The sequence below is a fragment of the Streptomyces sp. NBC_01197 genome, from assembly GCF_036010505.1.
Lineage (GTDB): Bacteria > Actinomycetota > Actinomycetes > Streptomycetales > Streptomycetaceae > Streptomyces.
This window is the reverse complement of record NZ_CP108569.1, coordinates 4316265-4339016: the sequence shown is the minus strand read 5'-3', so window position 1 is coordinate 4339016 and position 22752 is coordinate 4316265. Positions and strand designations below refer to the sequence as shown.

Sequence of the window (22752 nt, the reverse complement as noted above, 5' to 3'; positions counted from 1 at the left end):
CTGAACGTTCCCCTGGTTACGGAGAGGACCGACCATGACCGCGAATTGGCTCGAAGGGGTTACCGAGAAGCTGATCCCCACCTCACTGGGCCTGATCAACGTGCGCGTCGGCGGCCGTCGCGACGGCCCCGCCATGGTGTGCTGGCCGAGCCTGATGATGGACGGCACCATGTGGCAGTACCAGTACGAGCACTTCGCCCCGACCCACCGCGTCGTGCTCATCGACAGCCCCGGACATGGCAAGTCCGACGCGCTGCGCAAGATCATCGACCTCAAGGACTGCTCCGACGCGCTCGTCGAGATCCTCGACGCGCTCGACATCGACAAGTGCACTCTGGTGGGCAACAGTTGGGGCGGTATGCTCGCCGGCGTCTTCCCGGCCTACTACCCGCAGCGGACCGCGGCGGCGGTCGGTATCAACTGCACCGCCTCCCTGCCCACGACGGTCGAGAGCGTCTGGGCCAGCGCGCTGTCCACCTTCCTCTCGCTGCACGCGAAGATGCCGCCGCTGGCCGCCAAGGCGGCCGAGGCGGCCTTCGCCGGCCCCACCGCCGAGGCCGCCAACCCGGAGTTCGTGGAGTTCACCAAGTTCGTTCTGCGGGACGACCCGAAGTCGGTGGCGTGGGCGCTGCGCAGCATCCTCATAGGACGCAAGGACGAGCACCGCCGCCTGAACACGATCAGGAACGTGCCCGTCCTGATCGTCGCCGGCGAGGAGGACAGCCAGTTCCCCGTGCACGTGGTGCGGAAGATGGCGGACGCCATCGAGGGCAGCACCTTCCGTGTCCTCCAGCACACCGCGCACCTCGCCGCCCGCGAGAACCCCGAAGGTGTCAACGCCGAGATCGACGCCTTCCTCACCTCCCTGCCCGCAGCAGCCTGATCAGGAGACCAGCACCATGGCAGACACCGCACACGCAACGGCCGTACCCGACTGGGTCCTGAAGTTCATGGACGCCATCGACACCCTGGAGTTCGATGAGGGCTTCGCGCCGCTGACCGAGGACAGCGACATGTTCTTCGGCACCGAGCGCATTCACGGCGTCGAGGCCATCAAGGCGTTCTTCGTCAAGATCGACGAGCCACTGAACATCACCCACGAGGTCCTGGAGTACTGGACCGCGGGCGACGGCGTCCGCCTGCTGCGCGGCGAGGCCACCATGGCCAAGAAGAGCGCGCCGGACCAGGTGGTGCGCGCCCCGTTCATGCACATCTTCTATCTCGACCAGGAAGAGCCGGTCCGCATCCGGACGCTCCGCGTCACCGCGGGCCCGCTTCAGACCGACGCCGTGATGTGACCACGTCCCGGGCCCGCCGCGAGTGCCCGGGTTCCGGAACCGAGGACGGACAGGGCTAGCGCTGTCCGTCCTCGCTGCTGCGGGGGGGCCGTTCAACGGTCGCCCCTCCGCAGGAACAACGACGCGAGGCGCCCATAAGAGGCCCGATGCCGGCGCGAACCCGTTCGAGACAGGGGTATCAGCATGCTTGCGGTATCAGCATGCTTGCATTAGACCCCATGCGCTTATATTGTATAAGCATGCTTACAGACGGGCGAATTTCAGGTTCCCTCACCGCGAAGGCCGGACCATGACGACTCTGTCCCTTCCCGACGCCCGCGCACTCGTCGCGGACGCGCTGACCACGTGCGGATATTCCGCCACCGACACCGAGGCCATCGCCGACCACCTGCTCGACTGCGAACTGCGCGGGCTGTCCTTCGGGGGACTCGCCCGCGTGCTGTCCATAGCGGAGCGGAGGCGCACTACCGAGACGCCGCCGCAGCCGATTCGGACCGTGGCCGAGACGCCGGTGTCCGCCACCGTGGACGGTGGCGACCAGGTGGGCTACCTCGTCGGCATGCACGCGCTGGAGCTTGCCGTGGCGAAGGCCCGCGCCCAGGGAATCGCGGTCGTCGGCGCCCGCAACACCTGGTACACCGGGATGTTCGCGTACTACCTGGAGAAGGCCGCACTGGCCGGCCTCGCCGGGATGATCGCGGGCAGCGGGCCGGCGGTGGTGGCCCCGCACGGCGGCACCGAAGGCCGGTTCGGCACCAACCCGATCGCGTTCGGTTTCCCGGCCGACCCGGCTCCGGTCATCTGGGATATCGGCACCTCCACCGTGATGTACGGGGAGGCGAAGCTGAAGGCCCGGCTCGGGGAGAAGCTGACGCCCGGACAGGGCTACGACGTGGCGGGAGTCCCGACGCTCGAGCCGGCCGCCGCGCTCGAGGGCGCGTTCGGCGTGTGGGGCGGCCACAAGGGCTCGGGCCTCGCTCTGGTCGTCCAACTGCTCGGCATGATGGCGGGCGCCGCTGCCGACCCGCCCGGTGTTTCGGACTGCGGCTTCTTCGTCGTGCTGTTCGACCCCGGCGTACTCACCGACCCGGACGACTATCGCCGACGGGTCGCGGCCTTCGCCGAATCGGTCCGCGTCACTCGTCCCGTCGAGGGGAGCGGCCCGGTCCGCGTACCGTTCGACCGTTCGGTCACCTGTCGGGACGAGACACTCCGGCGCGGCACCATCGACGTGCCCGAAGCAGTGGTCGCGGCCTTGCGCCAGGTGGCCGGAGGTGCCTGAGGTGGACCTCGACGCCTTCGCGGTCGAGCCCTCCGCGTCGGGCCGGCTCCTGTGCGGGGGCTGTGCTCCGTACGACGCCTGCCGCCTGGGCGTCGAGATCGCCGACACCCAGGACGACGAGGTGCACTTCGACGTCGTCTGTCCACGGTCCTGGCACGGCGGGCCCGGCGTCGCGCACGGCGGTTGGACGGCCGCGGTCTTCGACGACGTCCTCAACGTCGTCGCGCTACGGGTCGAACCGCGGCTGGTCACGAAGTCGCTGACGGTCTCCTACCTCCGCCCCGTCCCGGTCGGGCGGCACCTGCACGTGCTGGCGCGGATCGAGCGGCACGTGGGCAGGCGGTGGGAGGTCTCCGCCGAAATGACGCTCCCAGGCGCGGTGTTGGTCACCGGCCGGGCCGAACTGCGGACACGCCCTCCGCACCATTTCGCCCGGCACGAAGCCTGGCTCGCCCGCCAACCCGGGTCCCGTAACGGATCCCACGCAGAAAGCTGAGGAAGCCATGATCGAATTCTTCACCGGGCTGCAGCCCCTTCAGGCCGGCGAGACCGATCCCGGTCCAATGATCTCCAGGATCAAGGAACTTGACCGGTCGGAGGTCATCGACCGGGTCCTCGTCGGGTACTCGTCCACCTGGCCGCACAACCACGCCACAGCACCCTTTGCGGTGGCGGCGTCGGAGAAGTTCTCGCCCATCGTCGCGCATCGCCCCGGGGTCATGGCGCCGGTGGCCGCCGCGCGCTACTTCGCCACCCTCGACGTGCTGGCCCGCGGGAGGCTCGCCGTCAACGTGGTCGTCGGTGGCTCCGACAAGGACCTGCGCCGTGAATCCGATGACCTCCCCAAGGCCGAACGCTACCGGCGGGCGGTCGAGTACCTCGACCTCGTGCGCCGCGCCTGGACCGAAACCGAGCCCTTCGACCACCACGGCGAGTACTACACGGCCGAGGCGGTGAAACTGCAGACCAAGCCGGTGCAGGGTCAGGTGCCCATCTTCATGGGTGGCGAGAGCGACGACGCCGTGGACTTCGGCGCCCGCCATGCCGACCTGTACATGCTCTGGGGTGAACCGTTCGCCGGCACGGGGGAGCGCATCGAACGGGTCACCGCGGCAGCCCAGAGCTACGGCCGTTCGATGAGGTTCTCGCTGAGTCTGCGCCTGTTCATCGGTGACACCGACGAGGACGCCTGGGCCCGGGCCCGTGCCGTGCAGCGGCAGATCGCCGAGGCGGCCGGGACCCCGACCTTCCTGCGATCCACGTCGACCGACACCTCCGTCGGGCGGCAGCGGGCGCTCGCGCTCACCGACGAGGAGTTGCACGACGACTGCTTCTGGACCGGGCTGACCAAGCTCCTGGGCGGCTTCGCCAACTCGCAGGCGCTGGTCGGCACGGAGGAGCGCGTCCTGGACACCCTCGGCAGGTACCGGGAACTCGGAGTCGACACGTTCCTCGTGACGACCGGCGCCGAGGCGGCCTGGGACCCGTCATTGGAGGAATTCCTGGCCCGCGCGAAGAAGGAGCTGGCATGAAACCAACCATCGCCCGGGACGACGGCGCCCCGGGTCCGGAGAACCTCTCCGATCTCGCCGACGGTACGGTTGGCGGCCTCATCGCCGCCCGCGCCGCGGAACACCCGGACAGGACCGCGCTTGTCTGCGAAGACAGCGAACTGACCTACGGCGCACTCGACGCGGTGGTCACCGACGTGGCGCGCGGTCTCCTCGCGGTGGGCGCCCCCCAGGGCAGCTCGGTGGGGATCTTCCTGCCCAACCGGCCCGAACACCTGCTCGCCTGGCTCGGGTCGGCCCGCGCCGGTCTCGTCGAAGTCCCGATCAACACCGCCTACAAGGGCTCTTTCCTCGACCACGCGATCCGTAGCACCGACGTGCGCGTGCTGGTCACCGACACGGCCTTGCTGAAACTCGTCACCGAACTGCCCGAAGTGCCCCCGACACTCAAGACCGTCGTGCTGGTGGACGGCGGCCGTCCCCATCGCGTCGCGCCCTCGGTGTCGGTACGGAGCTGGAACGACCTGCTCGCAGCGGGAGGCACGGCGGCGGACCTCCCTCGCGTGGCGCCGCAGGACCCGGTCGCGAACATGCTCACGTCCGGAACGACCGGGCGGAGCAAGGGCGTGATCTACCCGCACCTGATGCCACTGGTCGCCGCGCGTGAGTGCGCGGTACAGATGGCCACGACCGCCGACGAGCGGCTCTACACGTGTCTGCCGCTGTTCCACGGTGCCGCGCGGATCAACATATCCCTGCACGCCTTCTACGCGGGGGCGGCCGTGATCCTCGGCCGCCGGTTCAGCGCCAGCAGGTTCTGGGACGAGCTGCGCGCCCACCGGGTCACCCAGTTCAACGCCCTCGGCTCCGTCCTGCCGATGCTCCTGGCGCGACCCCCCTCCGACCGCGACCGCGACCACCAGGCGACGAAGGTCTTCGCCGCACCCGCCCCGCCCCAGGTGCTCCATCCGTTCGAGGAGCGCTTCGGCGTACACGTCGTCGAGGGCTACGGGCTCACCGAGATCAAGAACGTCCTCTACAACCCGATCGGCGCGCGGAAGGTCGGCTCGCTCGGCGTGCCCACCGAATCGTCCATCGTGGAGATCCACGACGAGTCCGGGAACCGTGCCGCGCCGGGCCAGGCCGGGGAGATCGCGTACCGGCCCCGCCTGGCGAACATCATGTTCTCCGGATACCACCGCGATCCCGAGGCGACGCTCGCGACCACTAAGGATCTCTGGTGGCACACCGGCGACATGGGGTACACCGACGAAGACGGCTACTTCTACTTCATCGACCGCAAGAAGGATGCTCTGCGTCGCCGCGGCGAGAACATCTCCTCCCACGAGGTCGAGTCGGTCCTGCTGGCCTACCCCGGCGTCGTGGCCGCCGCCGCCGTCGCCACGCCCTCGGAACTGGGCGAGGACGAGGTCCTCGCCGTCGTGCAACTCGAACCCGGCCACGAACCGGACCACGCCGGCCTGTTCTCGCACTGCGACCGGTCGATGCCGCACTTCATGGTCCCCCGCTACTACCGCTTCGTGGACCAGCTCCCCGCCACCCCGAACGGCAAGATCCGCAAACACCAGCTGCGTGACCGGGGCCGCACTGACGCCTGGGACGCGCTCGCCGCCGGGCTCAAGCCCACCCGCCACGCCTGAGGAGCATCATGTCCCTGCCCGACGCGGTACGCATCCGGGAGATCGCCCCCCGGTTGGCCTTCCAGGACCATGAGGTCCCGACCGAAGTCAAGACCGAACTCGTGCGGCGGCTCGTCGAAGCCGGCGTCCGGGCGTTCGAGTTGTCCTCCTTCGTCAGGCCCGATCTCGTGCCAGGCCTCGCCGACGCCGCGGAGGTGTTCGCCGGCGTGCGGCACGTGCCCGGACTCAGTCTCGACTGCTGCGTCGCCAACCTGCGCGGGCTCGCCCGCGCGGTCGACGCGGGAACCGACACGGCGTACTTCCTGCTGTCCGCCGACGAGGAGTTCGCCCGCGCCAACACCGGACGGTCCCCGCAGGACTCGATGCGTGAACTGGAGCGCATGGCCGCGTACGCCGCGGACCGGAACATCGTGCTCGGCACCTACGTCATCTTCGCCTGGGGCGGGCCGACAGGCCCTCCACGGACCGGCGCGGACCTCCAACCGCTGGCCCGGCGGCTCCTCGACACAGGGGTGGACCGTTGGATTCTCGCGGATTCCTCCGGCTACGCGGCGCCGACCCAGATGTGCGAACTCGTCACCGCCGCGCTCGCGCATGTGCCGCCGGGGAACCTGACGGTGCAGGTGCACGACGACCGCGGCATGGGCCTCGCCGCCCTGCTGCCGCTCCTCGAACTCGGCGTCCGCGACATCGACACCTCCCTCGCCGGCAGCGGCGGCCATCCCGCGGTACCCGGCACCCAGGGCGGCGGCCTGTGCACCGAGGACGCCGTGCAACTGCTCGAACTGTCCGGGGTGGACACCGGTATCGACCTGCCCCGCCTGATCGAGACGGCGAACTGGCTCACCGGCGAGGCCGGCGTGCCCGGCGAGGGATTCGTCCGGCACGCCGGTCCCGTACCGAGCACCGCCCAGCCCGGCACACCACTCTCCTTCACCTGGTGACACCTATGAACGCCTTTCGCCATGTCCCTCCCCTGCGACCCGCACCTGCCCGTTCAGCGCCACTGCTCAAGGAGGACCAGTGACGGAAGCCCGTACGCCCACGATCCTCGTTGCCGGCGCCGGACTGACCGGGCTCTCCGCGGCGATCTCCGCCCGCGAGGCAGGCGCCCGCGTGGTCCTGCTGGAAAAGGGCAGCCGCGAGGATGTCGGCGGGAACGCCGCGTTCTCCGGCGGGTTGTTCCTGTTCTGCTATGACGGGCCGGACGACCTGACGTCGATCACGGAGGACTTCGAGCCGGGCATGGAAGCCGACCGGATCGAGGCACCCCCCTACACTCGCCAGGCCTACGCGGCCGAGCTGTTGGCGATGAGCGACGGTCAAGCCGAGCCGCGGCTGGTCGACCGGCTCGCTGAACGGTCATTGGACACGGTCCGCTGGTTGGTCACGAAAGGCGTGCGCTTCACGTTCAACCGAACCGTGGGGGCCGCGGTCCGCGACGGCGTCCTGCATGTTCCACCCGGCCAGATCCTGACGTGCACCGGCGAGGGGATGTCCCGCGGGTTCGAGGTGATCCGGCCCCTGCTCGCGCACGCCGAGCGGATCGGCGTGGAGATCCGCTGGTCGGCACCGCTTGTGGAGGTGGCGCGCAGCGACGGCCGGGTCACGGGTGCCGTGGTCGGCGACGGGGGCGGGATCGTGCCCGCCGATGCCGTGGTGGTGGCCACTGGAGGCTTCCAGGCCAGCCGTGAACGTCGTCGTGAGTACCTGGGGTCGCAGTGGGAGACGGTGCGCCTGCGCGGCACCCGTCTGGCCACGGGTGACGGGATCCAGGCCGCGCTGCGCGCCGGGGCGGAGAAGACGGGGACCTGGGCGAGCTGCCATTCGGCCGCGGTCGACCCGACCATGCCCTCACCGCGGCGCAGTGCGGCCTCGCCTCCGTTCCCGCTGCACGGCTTCTGGCTCGGCGTACTCGTCAACCGCGACGGCGAGCGGTTCGTCGACGAGGGCCCCGGCCCGTGGGTCAAGAACTACTCGAAGATGGGCAAGGCGATCATGCGTCAGCCGGGATGCGAGGCCTTCGAGATCTTCGACCAGCGCACGGCGGCCCGGGTGGCCGACGAGTTCGCCGGCGCCGCGGTGCCTGTTGTCGCGAACAGTGTCCCGGAGCTCGCCGAGCGGATCGGGGTGCCCGCCGACAGGCTGGCGCACACGCTTGAGACGTTCAACAACGCCTGCCTGTCCGGTGACGGCACGACGGAGGGTCGCGGCACGGCCGGCATCACACCGCCCAAGTCCCGCTGGGCCTTGCCCCTCGAACGGCCACCCTTCGTCGCCTACCGCGCCGTCGCGGGGCTCACCTTCACCTTCGGCGGCGTCCGGATCGACCCGGACGGCCGGGCGCTCGGAGCGGACGGGGCACCGGTGCCCGGCCTGTACGCGGCCGGCGAGGCTGTGGGTGGCCTGTTCTACGGCGACTATCCCGGTGGCGCCGCCCTCATGCGCGCCGCGGTGTTCGGCCGCGCGGCCGGAGCCACCGCCGCGGAGGAATCCAAGGCTGCTCCTCGTCCGGCCTGAGGAGGCCGGAGCAGGCCGGACGGGGACGGGCGCGGTGGAGCTCGCCGGTCCGGCCCGCCCTCGCCTGGCCGCCCGCCCGCAGATCGGGTGGGCAGCCAGGCGGGATCAACCGATGACCTCGTCCGCGGTCGCCGATGCGACGGTGATATTGCAAGAGCTCCTGAGGGGTCGCCCGCGTGACTACTCCTCGGCGCGGCCCATGTCCCGGAGTTCGTTCTCCACCACGAGCGCGGCCTGTCGCAGGCGGCCGTCGGTGGTGACGATGTCCTCCTGCCCCAGCGTGGCGTTCAGCGTTTCGCTGATCTTGAGGACCTCGTTGTTCATCTCGTCCAGAGCGGCCAGGCCCACGTCGGTGACCTGCAGCGAGATCGCCCGTTCACTTTCCGGATGCGCGTCGCGGGCGACGAAGCCCCGGTTCACCAGTTGGGTGACCATCCGTGTCATGGTCTGCGGCCGCGCGTGACAGCGGCGTGAGAGCTGAGCGAGGCTGAGATGAGGCTGGTTGGCCAGGATACGCAGGGCGGTGTAGCTGGACAGCGTCATCTTCCACGGCCGCAGTCGCGTGTTCCCGATCCTGGTGACCGCCCGCTCGAACCGGAAGGCGGCATCGATCATCGAGGACGCCTCGTCCATGCCGGCGACGGCCCCGGTCGGCGAGCGACCGTCGTCGAACGGGTTGATGTAAGGCAGAGCGCTTGTCACCCGTGCAGCATACGACCTGCCGGACCAGAGCATCAGGAAGCTTGCATTTTTGTAAGCATGCTTCTAGTGTATAAGCATGCTTACAACAGCCTCCCGGGATCCGGCCCCCGACACCGCGCGCTTTCGAGCCGTCCTCGGACACTTCCCCAGTGGCGTCACCGCCATCACTTCGCGCGACCCGCAGGGCAGGCCGGTGGGCATGGCCGTCGCCTCGTTCACCTCGGTCTCCCTCGCGCCCCCACTGGTGGCGTTCCTGCCCGGCAAGGCGTCGTCGACGTTCCCGGTCATCGCGGAGCGCGGCACCTTCTGCGTGAACGTTCTCGCCGCCGACCAGGAGCGGGTCTGCCGTGCGCTGTCGGTGTCGGGAGGCGACAAATTCGCCGAGGTGCACTGGCGGCCCGGGGCGCACGGTGACCCGGTCATCGACGGCGCGGTCGCCTGGATCGACTGCACGATCGAAGCCGTACACGACGCCGGTGACCACCACATCGTCATCGGACGCGTCAACGACCTCGACGCCGACGACACGGCGTCGCCCCTGCTGTTCTTCCGGAGCCGCTACGACCGGCTCGCCGCCTGATCGGCGAGCGCCGCGCAGCCGCAGGGGCGACTTCGGAGCAGGGCTGCCTCGGACCGTGACCGGAGAAGGGTCATCACCATGGACTACGGAGTTCCGCACGAGCTGCTCGACGATCTCGCGGCGGAGTACGGCTCGTTGCGGGCACTCGTCCCCTCAGGGACGGACCTGGGCCGGCCGACTCCGGCCGTTGGCTGGGACGTTGGAGCCAGCTTGTCGCACTTGATCGGTTGCGACCTCCTGGCCAGGGAGGCGGTGGATGCTCCCGCTGAATTCCTGCGCGCCCGCCCAGCGACGGACGTGGGTCTGGCCGAGCTCATCGAGCACCACATCGCAGCCCGCCGGGACCTTCCGGCGGAGCGACTGCAACAGGAATGGGCTGACGCCTTCGTGGCGCTGCTGACGGCTTTCAGGTCCTCGCGTCGGGAGCAGCGGGTTCCCTGGTTCGGGCCGCCGATGAGCCCGGCGACGCTGGCTACGGCTCGCCTCATGGAGTACTGGGCGCACGGCCAGGATTTCGCCGACGCCCTGAGGATCGTCCGCCGGCCCACGGACCGGGTCCGGCACGTCTGTCACCTCGGTTTCACCACCTTCGCCTTCAGTTTCGCCAACCGCGGCCTGCCCGTGCCGCCGTCCCCACCGCGCGTCGAGCTGCGCCTGCCCAGCGGCCGGTCATGGGCCCGCGGGCCGGAAGGCGCCGACGCCTTCGTCACCGGCGACGCGCTTGACTTCGCCCTGGTGGTCACCCGACGCCGGCACCGCCTCGACACCTCCGTGAACTGCCGAGGCGAGGTCGCCGAGCAGTGGCTGGCCATCGCTCAGTGTTTCGCGGGCCCGCCCAGACCGGGGCGGCCGCCGAGCGAGGTGGCGCACTAGCATCCAGCGGCATGACGATCACCACCGACAGCCTCCGGGCATTCCGCGTCAGCGTCCCGCAGGGCGAGCTCGATGATCTCCACGAGCGCCTGGACCGCACTCGGTGGCCCGACGAGCTGCCCGGCGTGGGCTGGTCCTACGGCATTCCGCGCGACTATCTGCGGGAGCTCGCGGACTACTGGCGGCACGAGTACGACTGGCGGGCAGCGGAAGCCGAGTTGAACGCGTGGCCGCAGTTCACCACCACCATCGACGGCACCAACATCCACTTCGCCCACATCCGGTCGCCGGAACCGGACGCGACTGCGCTGATCATGACGCACGGCTGGCCCGGGTCGATCGTGGAGTTCGCCCGGGTCGCCGGCCCCCTGACCGACCCACGGGCGCACGGCGGCGACCCCGCCGACGCGTTCCACCTGGTCCTGCCGAGCATTCCCGGGTTCGGTCTTTCGGGGCCGACCGCCGAGCCGGGCTGGGAGTACCGCCGGGTGGCCGCCGCCTTCGCCGAACTCATGGAGCGCCTCGGCTACCAGAGGTTCGGCGCCCAGGGCGGCGACTGGGGTGCGGCCATCTCCCGTGAGCTGGGCCGCATCCAGCCGGACCGGGTCATCGGCGTCCATCTCAACCTGCTGCCGGGCTCGGCCGCGGCGGAAGAGCCCACCGACGACGAGCTGGCCCCGCTGAGCCCGGCGGAACGCGCCCGCACCCTGGCGTCCTGGGAACGCAACCGGCGATGGGCGCGCGACCGGCAGGGGTACGCCGACATCCAGTCCACCCGGCCGCAGACGCTCGCGTACGGGCTGACCGACTCACCGGTGGGCCAACTGGCCTGGATCGCGGAGAAGTTCAAGGAGTGGACCGACTCCCGGGACCGCCCTGAGGACGCCGTCGACCGCGACCAGCTGCTCACCAACGTGATGCTCTACTGGCTGACCGGCACCGCCGGTTCGTCGGCCCGTATCTACTACGAGCGGGCGCACGCCGACTACTGGGGCGCCCCGCCCGAGCCGTCGACCACGCCCACCGCGCTGGCCGACTTCCCGCAGGAGAACTTCGTACCGCTGCGGCACATCGCGGAGCGGACGAACAACATCGTGCAGTGGACGGAGCACGACAGGGGCGGCCACTTCGCCGCGATGGAACAGCCGGGCCCTCTGGTGGACGACATCAGTACCTTCTTCCGGAAGCTTCCCCGGGACCCGGCCACCGGATGACCCGCGCGAATGGCGCCCGGCCACCGGATGCCCCGGCACCGGATGACCGCCCTCACCGGCTGACCCCCGTCACCGCCCGAGCCGCCCCCGCGTCACTTCCCCGTGATCTGTGTCCGTACCGCCCCCATGCTCGCCACGATCACCAGCGCGATCGCCAGCGCGTCCACTCCGGACAGCGCCTGGTGCAGGACGAGGAAGCCGGTCGTCGCCGCGATGGCCGGTTCCAGGCTCATCAGGACTGCGAAGGTCGACGCGGGGAGCCGGCGCAGGGCGAGCAGTTCAAGGGTGTACGGGAGAACGGACGACAGCACCGCCACCGCCGCGCCCAGACCCAGCGTGCTCGGGACGAGCAGCTTCGAGCCCGCGTCCGCGATGCCCAGCGGCAGCATCAGCAGGGCGCCCACCGTCATTGCCAGGGCCAGTCCGTCCGCGCGTGGGAAGCGGGCGCCGGTGCGGGCGCTGAAGATGATGTACGCGGCCCACATCCCGCCCGCCGCGAGCGCGAACGCCACACCGACCAGGTTCAGACCGCCGAAGCCGCCGCCGCTCAGCAGCACCACTCCGCAGAGGGCGAGCCCGGCCCACAGCAGGTTCACCAGCCTGCGTGAGGCGATCACCGAGAGGGCGAGCGGGCCCAGCACCTCCAGGGTCACGGCCGCGCCCAGCGGGATGCGGTCGGCCGCCTGGTAGAAGAGGCCGTTCATTCCGGCCATCGCGATCCCGAAGACCAGGACCGTGCCCCAGTCCGTCCGCGACAGCCCGCGCACCCGGGGCCGGCACACGATGAGCATCACGATCGCGGCGACGGTGAGCCGCAGCGAGACGACGCCGAGCGCCCCCGCCCTGGGCATCAGCCAGACGGCCACGGCCGCCCCGAACTGCACCGATATCCCGCCGGCCAGCACCAGACCGAGCGGCCCCAGCCGACCGCGCAGCCCGGTGGCGCCGTCGGCTCGGGGCCCACCGAAGCCGCCGGCGGTGACCGGGACGGCGTTCGTCGTGGCGGAGGGGTCGGTCAGCGCCGCGTCGAGGGCCTTGGCGTCGGCAGGGGCGATCGGATCCATGACGTCCACAGTAAGGGCCCGGAGCGGTAGCTCCCTCTTACGGTTCCTGGCCGCTTCCGTCCGCCCGCTCCTCCCCCGCCGCGGGGGCCCCCGCCGCGTACGGTCCCTGTGCCGGCCCCTCCCCCAGCGCCTCGGCCAGTACCTCCGCCAAGTGCCGTCCCGGCCGTCCGCCCAGCCCGGCCAGTTGTTCCAGCTGCGTGCGGCACGAGAAGCCGTCCGCCAGGATCTCCGTGCCGGGGCCCGCCGCCCGTACCGAAGGCAGCAGCTGCTCGTCGGCGCAGGCGACCGACACCTCGTAGTGACCGTGGCCGCGTTCGAAGCCGAAGTTGCCGGCGAGACCGCAGCAGCCGCCGCTCAGTTCGCCCGTCAGGCCGGCCTTGTCGCGCAGCCTGCGTTCGGCCGCGTCGCCGAGGACCGCGTGCTGGTGGCAGTGGGTCTGGCCCGCCACCTCGCGGTTCAGCACCGGGGGCCGCCACTGCGGGGCCTCCTCCTCCAGGGCCTGTGCGAAGGTCCGTACCGACGCGGCCAGCCGGTGCGCGCGCGGGTCGTCGCCGAGCAACTCCGGCAGGTCGGTCCTGAGCGCCGCGGCGCAGCTCGGTTCCAGTACGACGACGGGCAGGTCCGCTTCGAGCAGCGGCTCCACCCGGTCGAGTGTGCGGCGCAGCACCGTACGGGCCTGGTCCAGCTGCCCGGTCGTGACATAGGTCAGCGCGCAGCACACCCCGTCCGGCGGCAGCGCGATACCGAGCCCCGCCGACTCCAGGACCCGCACCGCCGCCCGCCCCACCTGCGGGGACAGATGGTCGGTGAAGGTGTCGGGCCACAGGACGACCCGCGCGGGCGGCTGCACCCGGGTGCCGAACCACCGCCGGAACGTCTGCGGTGCGAGCGCCGGGATGGTCCGCTCGGGGGCGATCCCGCCGAGGCGCTTGGCGAGGGAGGCCAGCGGGCCCACCCCTGCCAGCGCGTTCACCGCGCGGGCGTACGGCGCGGCCGCTCGCAGCCAGCGGGGCAGCCGGCCCATCGCGTAGTGCGCGGCGGGCCTGCGGCGGCCCGAGTAGTGGTGGTACAGGAACTCCGCCTTGTACGTGGCCATGTCGACGCCGACCGGGCAGTCACTGCGGCAGCCCTTGCAGGAGAGGCAGAGGTCGAGGGCTTCGCGCACCTCTTCCGAGCGCCAGCCGTCCGTGACGACCTCGCCCGCCAGCATCTCGTGCAGCAGCCGGGCGCGCCCGCGCGTGGAGTGCTGCTCGTCGCCGGTGGCGCGGAACGACGGGCACATGACGTCGGCCCCGGACGGCGTCTCCGTACGGCACTTGGCGACGCCCACACAGCGGCGTACGGCGGCGGAGAAGTCCCCCTTGTCGTGCGGGTAGCCGAACTCCACGTCCACCGGCTTCGGCGGCAGTACCGCGAAGCGGAGGTTCTCGTCCAGCCGGTGCGGCCTGGCGAGCACCCCCGGGTTCATCCCGCCCGCGGGGTCCCAGACGTCCTTGAACTGCCCGAAGAGGGACACGAGTTCGTTCCCGTACATCTTCGGCAGCAGTTCGGCGCGGGCCTGCCCGTCGCCGTGTTCGCCGGAGAGCGAGCCGCCGTGCGCGACGACTAGCGCGGCCAGTTCCTCGGAGAAGGTACGGAAGCGGGCGACGCCGCCCGGGGTGAGCAGGTCGAAGTCGATCCGTACGTGGATACAGCCGTCCCCGAAGTGGCCGTACGGCGTGCCCCGCAGCCCGTGCTCGGCGAGCAGGACCCGGAACTCCCGCAGATACGCGCCGAGCCGGGCCGGCGGCACCGCGCAGTCCTCCCAGCCGGGCCAGGCCTCCGAGCCGTCCATCGAGCGGGTCGCGGTGCCGCTCGCGTCCTCGCGGATGCGCCACAGCACACGCTGGGCCGCCGGGTCGTCGATGACCAGGGCGTCCAGTGCGCCGGCCGCCCGCGCGATCTCGCCGGCCCGGGCGCGGGCCTCGGCCCGGTCGGCGCCGCCCGTCTCGGCGAAGAGCCAGGCACCGCCGCGCGGCAGCCCGGCGGGCTCGCGCACCAGGTCGGCGGCCATGCCCTCGACGGTCAGCGGGTGGTGCGGGAGCAGCCCGGCCGCCGCGTCGGCCGCGTCGCCCTCGTGGGCGTAGCCGAGGAGGGCGAGCGCCCGTGCGCGGGGCGCGTCCACCAGCCGTACGGTCGCCTCGGTCAGCACACCGAGAGTGCCCTCGCTGCCGCAGAAGGCGCGGGCCAGGTCGGTGCCGTTCTCGGGCAGCAGGGCGTCGATCGCGTACCCGGAGATCCGGCGTGGCAGACCGGCCGGGTAGCCGGTGCGCAGCAGCGCCAGATGCGATCCGACGAGTTCGCGCAGGCCCGGCGGCGCGCCCTGCCAGCCCTGGCCGAGCCGGTGGGTGCCGCCCTGGTAGGCGGCGGTGGTCAGGGCGGTGACGTTGGCGGCCGTGGTGCCCCAGGCGACCGAGTGCGAGCCGCAGGCGTTGTTGCCGATCATCCCGCCGAGCGTGCAGCGGCCGTGCGTGGACGGGTCGGGGCCGAAGGTCAGGCCGTACGCGCCCGCCGCCGCCCGCAGCTCGTCGAGGATCACCCCGGGCTGGACCACGGCGGTCCTGGCCTGTGCGTCCAGCGAGACGATCGCGCGCATGTGCCGGGTGAAGTCGAGGACGACGCCGGTGCCGGTGGCCTGGCCCGCGATGGACGTACCTCCGCCGCGCGGCACCACGGGCGCCCCATGGGCGCGGCAGACGTCGAGCACGGCTGACACGTCGTCGGCGTCGCGCGGGGCTACGACACCCAGCGGAACGCGGCGGTAGTTGGAGGCGTCCATGGTCACCAGGGAGCGGGCGGTGACCCCGAATTCGATGTCCCCGCGTACGCCCTGGCGGCGCAGCGCGCGTTCCAGTTCGCTGCTGCTCAGGCCGTCGGCCCTGCCGTCCTGTCGCCCGTCCCGGTGCTCGCCCATGGTTCCAGCATGCCCCTGTGCACAGTGTGTATCTGAGTCAACAATTTCCGCACCTGCAACTTCCCAAACCGATCACCAACCCTCATATAGTTGACAGGTGTTACGCAGGAATACCCATGTCCCTTTAGCCAATTCATGACCGCTTTACCCCACTCTCACCCCTTCTGACCTATCCGTCCATGAGGACTCCGCCAGATGACAGAGCGCCCCCCGCTCCGCCCGACCGCGCTGGCTCTGCTGATCTCCGTGATCGCTTCGGGCCTGCTGTGCGTATGGGCGGTGGCCGCAGCCCCCGACCACATACGCACCCCACTCGCCTGGTGCTCGGCCGGGGCAGCCGTGCTGTTCAGTGCCGCTGTCGCCACCACCGTCCACGCGGTGACGTACGCCGGCAGAACGTCGCGGGCCCTCCGCGCCCGGATCGATCAACTCACGGGGGAGAACTCGCAGTTCGGCGCGCGGACCGCCCGCCTCACCGCCGAGTACGAGGCCCGGATCACCCAGCTCACCGCCACCCACGAGGCGAGAGAAGCAGAGCTGATCGGGCAGCGTGAAGCCACCGCCGCCGGGCTCACCGGCGAGTACAACGCGAGGACCGCCCAGCTGAACGCCCGGATCAGCCGCGCCGAGTCCGCGCGCTCCGCCGCCCTGTCGGCGGCCTCCAACGCCGCCGGCCGGATGCAGGCCCTGGCCACCGGGATGCTCGCCGACCTGCGCGAGATGGAGCACCGGCACACCGACGAGGACGTACTCACCGATCTCCTGCACCTCGACCACCGCACGGCCCAGGCGGGCCGGCTGGCCGACTCCATCGCCGTACTGGCCGGTGCGCGCTCCGGGCGTCGCTGGGCGAAGCCGATCGTCATGGAGTCGATCCTGCGCGGCGCGATGGGCCGGATCGCGGGATACCAGCGGGTACGCCTCCACTCCACCAGCGAGATCGCCATCGCGGGCCACGCGGCCGAGGGCATCATGCACGCGCTCGCCGAACTCCTCGACAACGCGGCGAACTTCTCGCCGCCCACCGCCGAAGTGCATGTGTACGTCGAGGAGGTCCCGGCCGGTGTGATCGTCACCATCGAGGACAGCGGCCTGGTCATGAGCGACGTCCAGCTGCGCCGCGCCGAACGGGCCGTCACGGCGGAGACCACCCAGCAGACCGACCTCGCCGGTCTCTCCGGGACCAGGCTCGGTCTCGCGGTGGTCGGGCGGCTGGCCCGTAAGCACGGACTGACCGTGTCCTTCCGCCCGTCGGCACGCGGCGGCACCGGTGTCCTGGTGCTGCTCCCGCACGAGCTGATCACCCGCACCCCCCGGCCGTCCGTCCCGGCACCCCTGGCCACCCCGGCACAGCACACCCGGCCGGCGGCCGCGCTGTCCCCTTCGGCCACCGAGGCACTGCTCACCCGGCGGACCGCCGAGGCCGCACAGGCCGCCGGAACCCCGCGGACCGCCGAGGCCGCACCGGGGCCGCTGCCCGTGCGCACACCCGCACCGGCCCCGCTGCCCACGCGCACACCCGCGCCCGCCCCGGCATCCGCATCCGAGCCCGATACCACCACCGCCAGTCCGGAGCCCGAACCCGACCACTCCACCCCGGAGTTGGGCGCGAGCGGCCTGCCCCAGCGGCGGCGCGGCCAGACCATGGCAGCGGCGCATCCGGACGGCACGATCCCCGGATCGTCCAAGCCCGTCGACCCGACCTCCTCCACGACATCCGCCGCCAGGTTCAGCACGTTCCGCCAGGCCGTACGTGGCGATTCACCGAACCCGGAAGGCAGCAGCTCATGAGCACGACCACCACCGACGAGAAGCTCAACTGGCTCCTGGAGAACCTCCTTGAGCGCACCCCGGGCGCCCGGCACGCCCTGGTCCTCTCCCGAGACGGCCTCAAGCTCTGCCGTACGTCGGCGCTCTCCGTCGACCAGGCCGACCAGCTGGCCGCCATCTCCGCCGGTATCCAGTCCCTGTCGCACGGTGCCTCCATCGAGTTCGGCGACGGCACCGGCGGCGTACGTACCGCGATGGCCGAGTTCTACGGCGGCGTGCTGTTCATCGTCGAGGCGGGCGACGGTGCCCATCTCTCGGTCGTCGCCGACGAGTCCGCCGACGTCGGCCTCATCGGGCACAACATGAGCGAACTGGTCGAGCAGCTGGGCGAACACCTCAGCGCGGAGCCACGCGCGTGACCGCCCCCGTCCCCAGGCCCAGGCCTGGCCGGGACGACGATCCGGACCGCCTCTACACCGTCACCGGTGGACGCAGCAGGTCCGACGCCACCACCTTCGACCTGGTGACCCTGGTCGTGGGCGAGTGCGACCCGACGCCCGGAATGCAGTCCGAGCACGCCACGATCCTGCGGATGTGCGGCCGCCCCACGGCCGTCGTCGAGATCGCGGCCGGACTGAAGCTGCCCGTGTCCATCACCCGGATCCTGCTCTGCGACCTGCTCGACACGGGCCGGATCAGCGCACGCCACCCGCGCACCGCACGCGGCGCCGACCGACTTCCCGACCCTCACATCCTGGAGCAGGTGCTCGTTGGACTCCGCAACCTCTAACCAGAACGCCCTGGCCGGCACCGCCGACAACGGTCTCAAGATCGTCATCGTCGGCGGGTTCGGCGCAGGGAAGACCACCATGGTCCGGTCGGTCAGCGAGATCCGTCCGCTGAACACCGAGGAGACGATGACGCAGGCGGGAGCGGCCGTCGACGACACCGCCGGGGTGCACGCCAAGACCGCCACCACCGTCGCCTTCGACTTCGGCCGCATCAGCATCGACGAGCGGACGATCCTCTATCTCTTCGGCGCGCCCGGCCAGGAACGCTTCTGGTTCCTCTGGGACCGGCTGTTCTCCGGCACGCTCGGCGCCGTCGTCCTGGTCGACACCCGCAGACTCGCCGACTCCTGGTACGCCATCGACCGCCTGGAGCACCACGGCACGCCGTTCATCGTCGCCTGCAACGACTTCGGCGGCCCGGTGCATTCCCTGGAGCAGCTCCGTGAGGCGCTGGACCTCTCCCCCGAGATCCCGCTGATCGACTGCGACGCCCGGGACCGTACGTCGAGCAAGTACGTACTGATCACGCTCCTCCAGCACCTGCACGCCCTGTCCTCAGCGTCCTCAGCATCCTCAGCCACCTCAGCGCCCTCCACGACCTCCACGACTGCCGCGACGTCCGCACGGGAGCCAAGCACCACATGAGCACCGACACCCCGCCCGCTCCGCCCACTCCGCTGAGCGGCCCGCGATTCCAGACGGACCCCACCCAGCTCTACCGGGAGATGCGGCGCGAACACGGCGCGGTGGCGCCGGTGCTGCTCGACGGCGACGTACCGGCCTGGCTGGTCCTTGACTACCGCGAGCTGCACCAGGTCACCGCCGATCCGGTGCTGTTCAGCCGGGACTCCGACCTGTGGAACCAGTGGGACCGGATCCCCGACGACTGGCCGATGCTGCCGATGATCGGCCGTAAGCAGCCGTCGATCCTCTACACCGTCGGCAAGCGGCACCGCGAGCGCGCCGCGATGATCGGCGACGCGCTGGAGGCCGTCGACCCGTTCGAGCTGCGGCGCGTTGCCGAGCAGTTCGCGGACGAGCTGATCAACTCCTTCTGCGGCAAGGGCGATACGGAGATCATCGGCCAGTACGCGATGCTGCTGCCGGTCCGGGTGCTCGCCCGGCTGTACGGCTTCCCGGACGACGAGGGCCCCGCTCTGGTCAAGGCTTTGAACGACATGATCGACGGCCGCGAACTCGCCCTGGCGGGACAGCAGTACCTCGGCCAGTCGATGATGAACCTGCTCGCCGCCCGGCAGGCCTCGCCCGCCGAGGACGTGGCCTCGCACATGCTGGGCAACGAGGCGGGCTTCACCGTCGAGGAGGTCGCCCAGGACCTGATGGTCATGTTGGCCGCGGGCCACCAGCCCACCGCCGACTGGATCGGCAACTCGCTGCGGCTGATGCTGACCGACGACCGGTTCGCCGCCTCGCTCTCCGGCGGCCGGCACAGTGTCGCCGAGGCAATGAACGAGGTTCTCTGGGAGGAGACCCCCACCCAGAACGTCGCGGGCCGCTGGGCCTCGCGCGACACCCACCTCGGCGGCCGGCACATCCAGAGCGGCGACATGCTGCTGCTCGGCATCGCGGCAGCCAACGCCGACCCGCAGGTCCGCACCGACGGTTCGGCGCTGACCGGCGGCAACAACGCCTTCTTCTCCTTCGGCCACGGCGAGCACCGCTGCCCGTTCCCGGCCCAGGAGATCGCGGAGGTCATCGCGCGTACGGGCATCGAGGTCATCCTCGACCGCCTCCCCGACGTCGACCTCGCGACCCCCGGGGAGAGCCTCACCCGGCGCCCTTCTCCCTGGCTGCGCGGCCTGTCCACCCTGCCCGTCACCTTCACTCCGGTCCCCGCGCTGTGACCCGAAGACCCTCGCAGCGCGGCCGTATCCGCCACAGGAGGCACAGATGAGTTGCCCGGTCGACCACGGAAGTCACGCCGAGAGCATCGCCCTGGACCCGTTAGTCCAGGATCTGAACGGCGAGAGCGCCGCCCTGCGCGCGGCGGGCCCGCTGGCCCGTGTCGTCCTGCCGGGCGGGGTGGCCTGCTACGCGGTGACGCGGCACGCCGAAGCCAGGAAGCTGCTCACCGACTCCCGTCTGGTGAAGGACATCAACGTCTGGGGCGCCTGGCAGCGCGGTGACATCCCGCTGGACTGGCCGCTGATCGGGCTGGCCAATCCGGGTCGCTCGATGCTGACGGCCGACGGCCCGGAGCACCGCAGGCTCCGTACGCTCGTCGCCCAGGCGCTGACCGTGCGCCGGGTGGAGCGGTTGCGCGCCGGCATCGAGAAGCTCACCACCGGGATGCTGGACCGGCTGGCGGAAGTACCGGCCGGGGAGACGGTCGACCTGAAGGCGGAGTTCGCGTACCCGCTGCCGATGAACGTGGTCAGTGAGCTGATGGGGGTCGACGCCGTCGACCACCCCCGGCTGAAGACCCTCTTCGAGAAGTTCTTCTCGACGCAGACGCCGCCGGAGGAGGTCCCGCAGATGATGGCGGACCTCGGCACCCTCTTCTCGAAGATCGTCGAGTCGAAACGGGCCAACCCGGGCGACGACCTGACGAGCGCGCTGCTCGCGGCCTCCGAGAACGGCGACCGGCTCACCACCGAGGAGATCACCAACACCCTCCAGCTGATGATCGCCGCAGGCCACGAGACGACCATCAGCCTGATCGTGAACGCCGTCGTCGCCCTCCAGGCCCACCCCGAGCAGCGCAGGATGGCGCTCGCGGGCGAAGTGCCCTGGGAGAACGTCATCGAGGAGACGCTGCGCTGGTCGACCCCGACCTCGCACGTACTGATCCGCTTCGCTTCCGAGGACATCGAGGTGGGCGGCAAGGTCCTGCCGAAGGGTGAGGGGCTGATCGTCTCGTTCGGCGCGATCGGCCGCGACGAGGAGGCGCACGGCCCGACGGCCGGCGACTTCGACATCACCCGCACCCCGAACCGCCACATCTCGTTCGGCCACGGCCCGCATGTCTGCCCGGGGGCCGCGCTCTCCCGGCTTGAGGCGGGCGTCGCGCTGCCCGCGCTGTTCGCCCGCTTCCCCGAACTGCATCTGGCGGTCCCCGCGACGGAGCTGCGCAACAAGCCGGTGGTCACCCAGAACGACCTCTTCGGCCTTCCGGTGAAACTCGGGGGCTGAACGGGCGGCTGAGGGCGCGGCCGAACGGGGGCCGAACCGGCGGCTGAAGATACGGGAAGAGGGACAGCACCGCCCCCGGGGTGTGCCGTCCCTCTTCCGTCTTGTCCCGCACCGTGGCTTCTGTCTCACCGGCCGGACCCTCTGTCCGCAAACGCCCCGAACCGGCTACGCTCCGGCCCGTGGCTGAGATCCGGATTCCCGCTGACATCAAGCCCGCCGACGGCCGTTTCGGCGCGGGCCCCTCCAAGGTGCGTACGGAGGCGCTGGACGCCCTCGCCGCGACCGGTACTTCCCTGATGGGCACCTCCCATCGCCAAGCCCCGGTGAAGAACCTGGTCGGCGCGGTGCGCTCAGGCGTACGCGACCTCTTCCAGCTCCCCGAGGGCTACGAGGTGATCCTGGGCAACGGCGGGTCCACCGCCTTCTGGGACATCGCGACCCACGGACTCATCGAGTCCAAGTCGCAGCACCTCAACTTCGGTGAGTTCTCGTCCAAGTTCGCGAAGGCCTCGAAGCTGGCCCCGTGGCTGGCCGAGCCGACCGTGATCGCCTCCGACCCGGGCACCCACCCGGACCCGAGGGCCGAGGCGGGCGTCGACGTGTACGCGCTGACGCACAACGAGACGTCGACAGGTGTCGCGGCGCCGATCAAGCGCGTCACCGGCGCCGACGAGGGCTCCCTCGTCCTGGTCGACGCCACATCGGGCGCGGGCGGCCTGCCGGTCGACATCACCGAGACCGACGTCTACTACTTCGCCCCGCAGAAGTCCTTCGCCTCCGACGGCGGCCTGTGGATCGGCGTGTTCTCCCCGGCGGCGCTGGAGCGCGCGGCGCGCGTCCACGCGTCGGGCCGGCACATCCCGGAGTTCTTCAGCCTGCCGACGGCGATCGACAACTCGCTCAAGAACCAGACGTACAACACCCCGGCCCTCGCCACGCTGTTCCTCCTGAACGAGCAGCTGACCTGGATGAACACCCAGGGCGGCCTGGACTGGACGGTCAGCCGCACGGCGGCGTCCGCGCGCACCCTGTACGGCTGGGCCGAGCAGTCCAAGTACGCGACCCCGTTCGTCACCGACCCCGGTAAGCGCTCGCAGGTCATCGGCACGATCGACTTCGCGGACGAGATCGACGCGACCGCGATCGCGAAGGCGCTGCGCGCCAACGGCATCGTGGACACCGAGCCGTACCGCAAGCTGGGCCGCAATCAGCTGCGGGTGGCGATGTTCCCGGCGATCGACCCGAAGGACATCGAGGCGCTGACGGCCTGCATCGACTACGTGATCGAGCAACTCTAGCGTTACCAGCAGTCCCAGCAGTTACGCCGTACAACACCAGGAAGGGCCCGTGCGCCGGCACCCCGGCGTACGGGCCCTTCCT

General features: G+C 70.9%; 21 protein-coding genes. 18 read left to right on the top strand and 3 right to left on the bottom strand.

Features of this window, described 5'->3' with window-relative positions:
• The first annotated feature begins 34 nt into the window (after nucleotides 1–34).
• From OG452_RS19920 to tcuA, 8 genes are all read left to right on the top strand, one after another.
• The gene (locus OG452_RS19920; protein ID WP_327296929.1) at nucleotides 35–883 is read left to right on the top strand and encodes an alpha/beta fold hydrolase; all 849 of its coding nucleotides are present in this window, start codon (nucleotides 35–37) and stop codon (nucleotides 881–883) included.
• Between the two features lie 16 nt (nucleotides 884–899).
• A complete protein-coding gene (locus tag OG452_RS19915; protein ID WP_327296928.1) occupies nucleotides 900–1298 on the top strand; it encodes a nuclear transport factor 2 family protein in 399 nt (132 codons plus the stop codon).
• Between the two features lie 289 nt (nucleotides 1299–1587).
• Nucleotides 1588–2580 carry an Ldh family oxidoreductase gene (locus tag OG452_RS19910; RefSeq protein WP_327296927.1) on the top strand — a complete coding sequence of 331 codons (993 nt, stop codon included), beginning with the start codon at nucleotides 1588–1590 and terminating at the stop codon, nucleotides 2578–2580.
• On the top strand, nucleotides 2573–3076 hold the full coding sequence (locus OG452_RS19905) for a PaaI family thioesterase (protein WP_327296926.1): 504 nt from the start codon (nucleotides 2573–2575) through the stop codon (nucleotides 3074–3076). Before OG452_RS19910 ends, OG452_RS19905 begins: the two co-directional genes overlap by 8 nt.
• A 7-nt stretch (nucleotides 3077–3083) precedes the next feature.
• Nucleotides 3084–4112, top strand: coding sequence for an LLM class flavin-dependent oxidoreductase (locus OG452_RS19900; protein WP_327296925.1), 1029 nt, complete (start codon nucleotides 3084–3086; stop codon nucleotides 4110–4112).
• Nucleotides 4109–5752 carry an AMP-binding protein gene (locus OG452_RS19895; protein WP_327296924.1) on the top strand — a complete coding sequence of 548 codons (1644 nt, stop codon included), beginning with the start codon at nucleotides 4109–4111 and terminating at the stop codon, nucleotides 5750–5752. Before OG452_RS19900 ends, OG452_RS19895 begins: the two co-directional genes overlap by 4 nt.
• 8 nt (nucleotides 5753–5760) lie before the next feature.
• Entirely contained in the window at nucleotides 5761–6696 is a 936-nt protein-coding gene (locus tag OG452_RS19890; protein ID WP_327296923.1) for a pyruvate carboxyltransferase, read from the top strand.
• A 79-nt stretch (nucleotides 6697–6775) separates the two neighbouring features.
• Nucleotides 6776–8272 carry an FAD-dependent tricarballylate dehydrogenase TcuA gene (gene tcuA, locus OG452_RS19885; protein ID WP_327296922.1) on the top strand — a complete coding sequence of 499 codons (1497 nt, stop codon included), beginning with the start codon at nucleotides 6776–6778 and terminating at the stop codon, nucleotides 8270–8272.
• A gap of 180 nt (nucleotides 8273–8452) precedes the next feature.
• Here the strand turns inward: tcuA and OG452_RS19880 are convergent, their stop codons facing one another.
• Nucleotides 8453–8974: a MarR family winged helix-turn-helix transcriptional regulator gene (locus tag OG452_RS19880; protein WP_327296921.1), complete on the bottom strand. Its 522-nt coding sequence runs from the start codon at nucleotides 8972–8974 to the stop codon at nucleotides 8453–8455.
• Between the two features lie 76 nt (nucleotides 8975–9050).
• Here OG452_RS19880 and OG452_RS19875 point away from each other — a divergent pair, with 76 nt between their 5' ends.
• From OG452_RS19875 to OG452_RS19865, 3 genes are all read left to right on the top strand, one after another.
• Nucleotides 9051–9554, top strand: coding sequence for a flavin reductase family protein (locus tag OG452_RS19875; protein WP_327296920.1), 504 nt, complete (start codon nucleotides 9051–9053; stop codon nucleotides 9552–9554).
• 78 nt (nucleotides 9555–9632) lie between these two features.
• Nucleotides 9633–10427, top strand: coding sequence for a TIGR03084 family metal-binding protein (locus tag OG452_RS19870; protein WP_327296919.1), 795 nt, complete (start codon nucleotides 9633–9635; stop codon nucleotides 10425–10427).
• 11 nt (nucleotides 10428–10438) lie between these two features.
• On the top strand, nucleotides 10439–11641 hold the full coding sequence (locus OG452_RS19865; protein WP_327296918.1) for an epoxide hydrolase family protein: 1203 nt from the start codon (nucleotides 10439–10441) through the stop codon (nucleotides 11639–11641).
• A gap of 92 nt (nucleotides 11642–11733) precedes the next feature.
• On the opposite strand, the gene OG452_RS19860 is transcribed toward OG452_RS19865, so the two are convergent.
• Complete coding sequence (locus OG452_RS19860) at nucleotides 11734–12705, bottom strand: EamA family transporter (protein ID WP_327296917.1); 972 nt, start codon at nucleotides 12703–12705, stop codon at nucleotides 11734–11736.
• Between the two features lie 37 nt (nucleotides 12706–12742).
• Entirely contained in the window at nucleotides 12743–15658 is a 2916-nt protein-coding gene (locus OG452_RS19855) for an FAD-binding and (Fe-S)-binding domain-containing protein (RefSeq protein WP_327296916.1), read from the bottom strand.
• A gap of 195 nt (nucleotides 15659–15853) precedes the next feature.
• Here OG452_RS19855 and OG452_RS19850 point away from each other — a divergent pair, with 195 nt between their 5' ends.
• The 7 genes from OG452_RS19850 (at nucleotide 15854) to serC (ending at nucleotide 22670) form a co-directional block, all read left to right on the top strand.
• Complete coding sequence (locus tag OG452_RS19850) at nucleotides 15854–17449, top strand: ATP-binding protein (protein ID WP_327296915.1); 1596 nt, start codon at nucleotides 15854–15856, stop codon at nucleotides 17447–17449.
• Nucleotides 17446–17847: a roadblock/LC7 domain-containing protein gene (locus OG452_RS19845; protein WP_327296914.1), complete on the top strand. Its 402-nt coding sequence runs from the start codon at nucleotides 17446–17448 to the stop codon at nucleotides 17845–17847. Before OG452_RS19850 ends, OG452_RS19845 begins: the two co-directional genes overlap by 4 nt.
• Complete coding sequence (locus OG452_RS19840) at nucleotides 17844–18218, top strand: DUF742 domain-containing protein (protein ID WP_327296913.1); 375 nt, start codon at nucleotides 17844–17846, stop codon at nucleotides 18216–18218. Before OG452_RS19845 ends, OG452_RS19840 begins: the two co-directional genes overlap by 4 nt.
• Nucleotides 18199–18864 carry a GTP-binding protein gene (locus tag OG452_RS19835; RefSeq protein WP_327296912.1) on the top strand — a complete coding sequence of 222 codons (666 nt, stop codon included), beginning with the start codon at nucleotides 18199–18201 and terminating at the stop codon, nucleotides 18862–18864. The genes OG452_RS19840 and OG452_RS19835 overlap by 20 nt, the downstream gene beginning before the upstream one ends.
• Nucleotides 18861–20084 carry a cytochrome P450 gene (locus tag OG452_RS19830; RefSeq protein WP_327296911.1) on the top strand — a complete coding sequence of 408 codons (1224 nt, stop codon included), beginning with the start codon at nucleotides 18861–18863 and terminating at the stop codon, nucleotides 20082–20084. Before OG452_RS19835 ends, OG452_RS19830 begins: the two co-directional genes overlap by 4 nt.
• A gap of 46 nt (nucleotides 20085–20130) precedes the next feature.
• Nucleotides 20131–21372 carry a cytochrome P450 family protein gene (locus tag OG452_RS19825; RefSeq protein WP_327296910.1) on the top strand — a complete coding sequence of 414 codons (1242 nt, stop codon included), beginning with the start codon at nucleotides 20131–20133 and terminating at the stop codon, nucleotides 21370–21372.
• Nucleotides 21373–21551: 179 nt separating this feature from the next.
• Nucleotides 21552–22670 (top strand): phosphoserine transaminase, encoded by a 1119-nt coding sequence (gene serC / locus OG452_RS19820; RefSeq protein WP_327296909.1) that lies wholly within the window; start codon nucleotides 21552–21554, stop codon nucleotides 22668–22670.
• Nucleotides 22671–22752: the final 82 nt, after the last annotated feature.

Bases quoted from the DNA above. Each gene is read 5' to 3' on its own strand.
- OG452_RS19865 (WP_327296918.1), top strand. From the start codon at position 10,439: ATGACGATCACCACCGACAGCCTCCGGGCATTCCGCGTCAGCGTCCCG.
- OG452_RS19915 (WP_327296928.1), top strand. From the start codon at position 900: ATGGCAGACACCGCACACGCAACGGCCGTACCCGACTGGGTCCTGAAG.
- OG452_RS19900 (WP_327296925.1), top strand. From the start codon at position 3,084: ATGATCGAATTCTTCACCGGGCTGCAGCCCCTTCAGGCCGGCGAGACC.
- OG452_RS19875 (WP_327296920.1), top strand. From the start codon at position 9,051: ATGCTTACAACAGCCTCCCGGGATCCGGCCCCCGACACCGCGCGCTTT.
- OG452_RS19825 (WP_327296910.1), top strand. From the start codon at position 20,131: ATGAGTTGCCCGGTCGACCACGGAAGTCACGCCGAGAGCATCGCCCTG.
- OG452_RS19830 (WP_327296911.1), top strand. From the start codon at position 18,861: ATGAGCACCGACACCCCGCCCGCTCCGCCCACTCCGCTGAGCGGCCCG.
- OG452_RS19855 (WP_327296916.1), bottom strand. From the start codon at position 15,658: ATGGGCGAGCACCGGGACGGGCGACAGGACGGCAGGGCCGACGGCCTG.
- OG452_RS19890 (WP_327296923.1), top strand. From the start codon at position 5,761: ATGTCCCTGCCCGACGCGGTACGCATCCGGGAGATCGCCCCCCGGTTG.
- OG452_RS19850 (WP_327296915.1), top strand. From the start codon at position 15,854: ATGACAGAGCGCCCCCCGCTCCGCCCGACCGCGCTGGCTCTGCTGATC.
- OG452_RS19870 (WP_327296919.1), top strand. From the start codon at position 9,633: ATGGACTACGGAGTTCCGCACGAGCTGCTCGACGATCTCGCGGCGGAG.
- OG452_RS19920 (WP_327296929.1), top strand. From the start codon at position 35: ATGACCGCGAATTGGCTCGAAGGGGTTACCGAGAAGCTGATCCCCACC.
- OG452_RS19860 (WP_327296917.1), bottom strand. From the start codon at position 12,705: ATGGATCCGATCGCCCCTGCCGACGCCAAGGCCCTCGACGCGGCGCTG.
- OG452_RS19845 (WP_327296914.1), top strand. From the start codon at position 17,446: ATGAGCACGACCACCACCGACGAGAAGCTCAACTGGCTCCTGGAGAAC.
- OG452_RS19910 (WP_327296927.1), top strand. From the start codon at position 1,588: ATGACGACTCTGTCCCTTCCCGACGCCCGCGCACTCGTCGCGGACGCG.
- OG452_RS19895 (WP_327296924.1), top strand. From the start codon at position 4,109: ATGAAACCAACCATCGCCCGGGACGACGGCGCCCCGGGTCCGGAGAAC.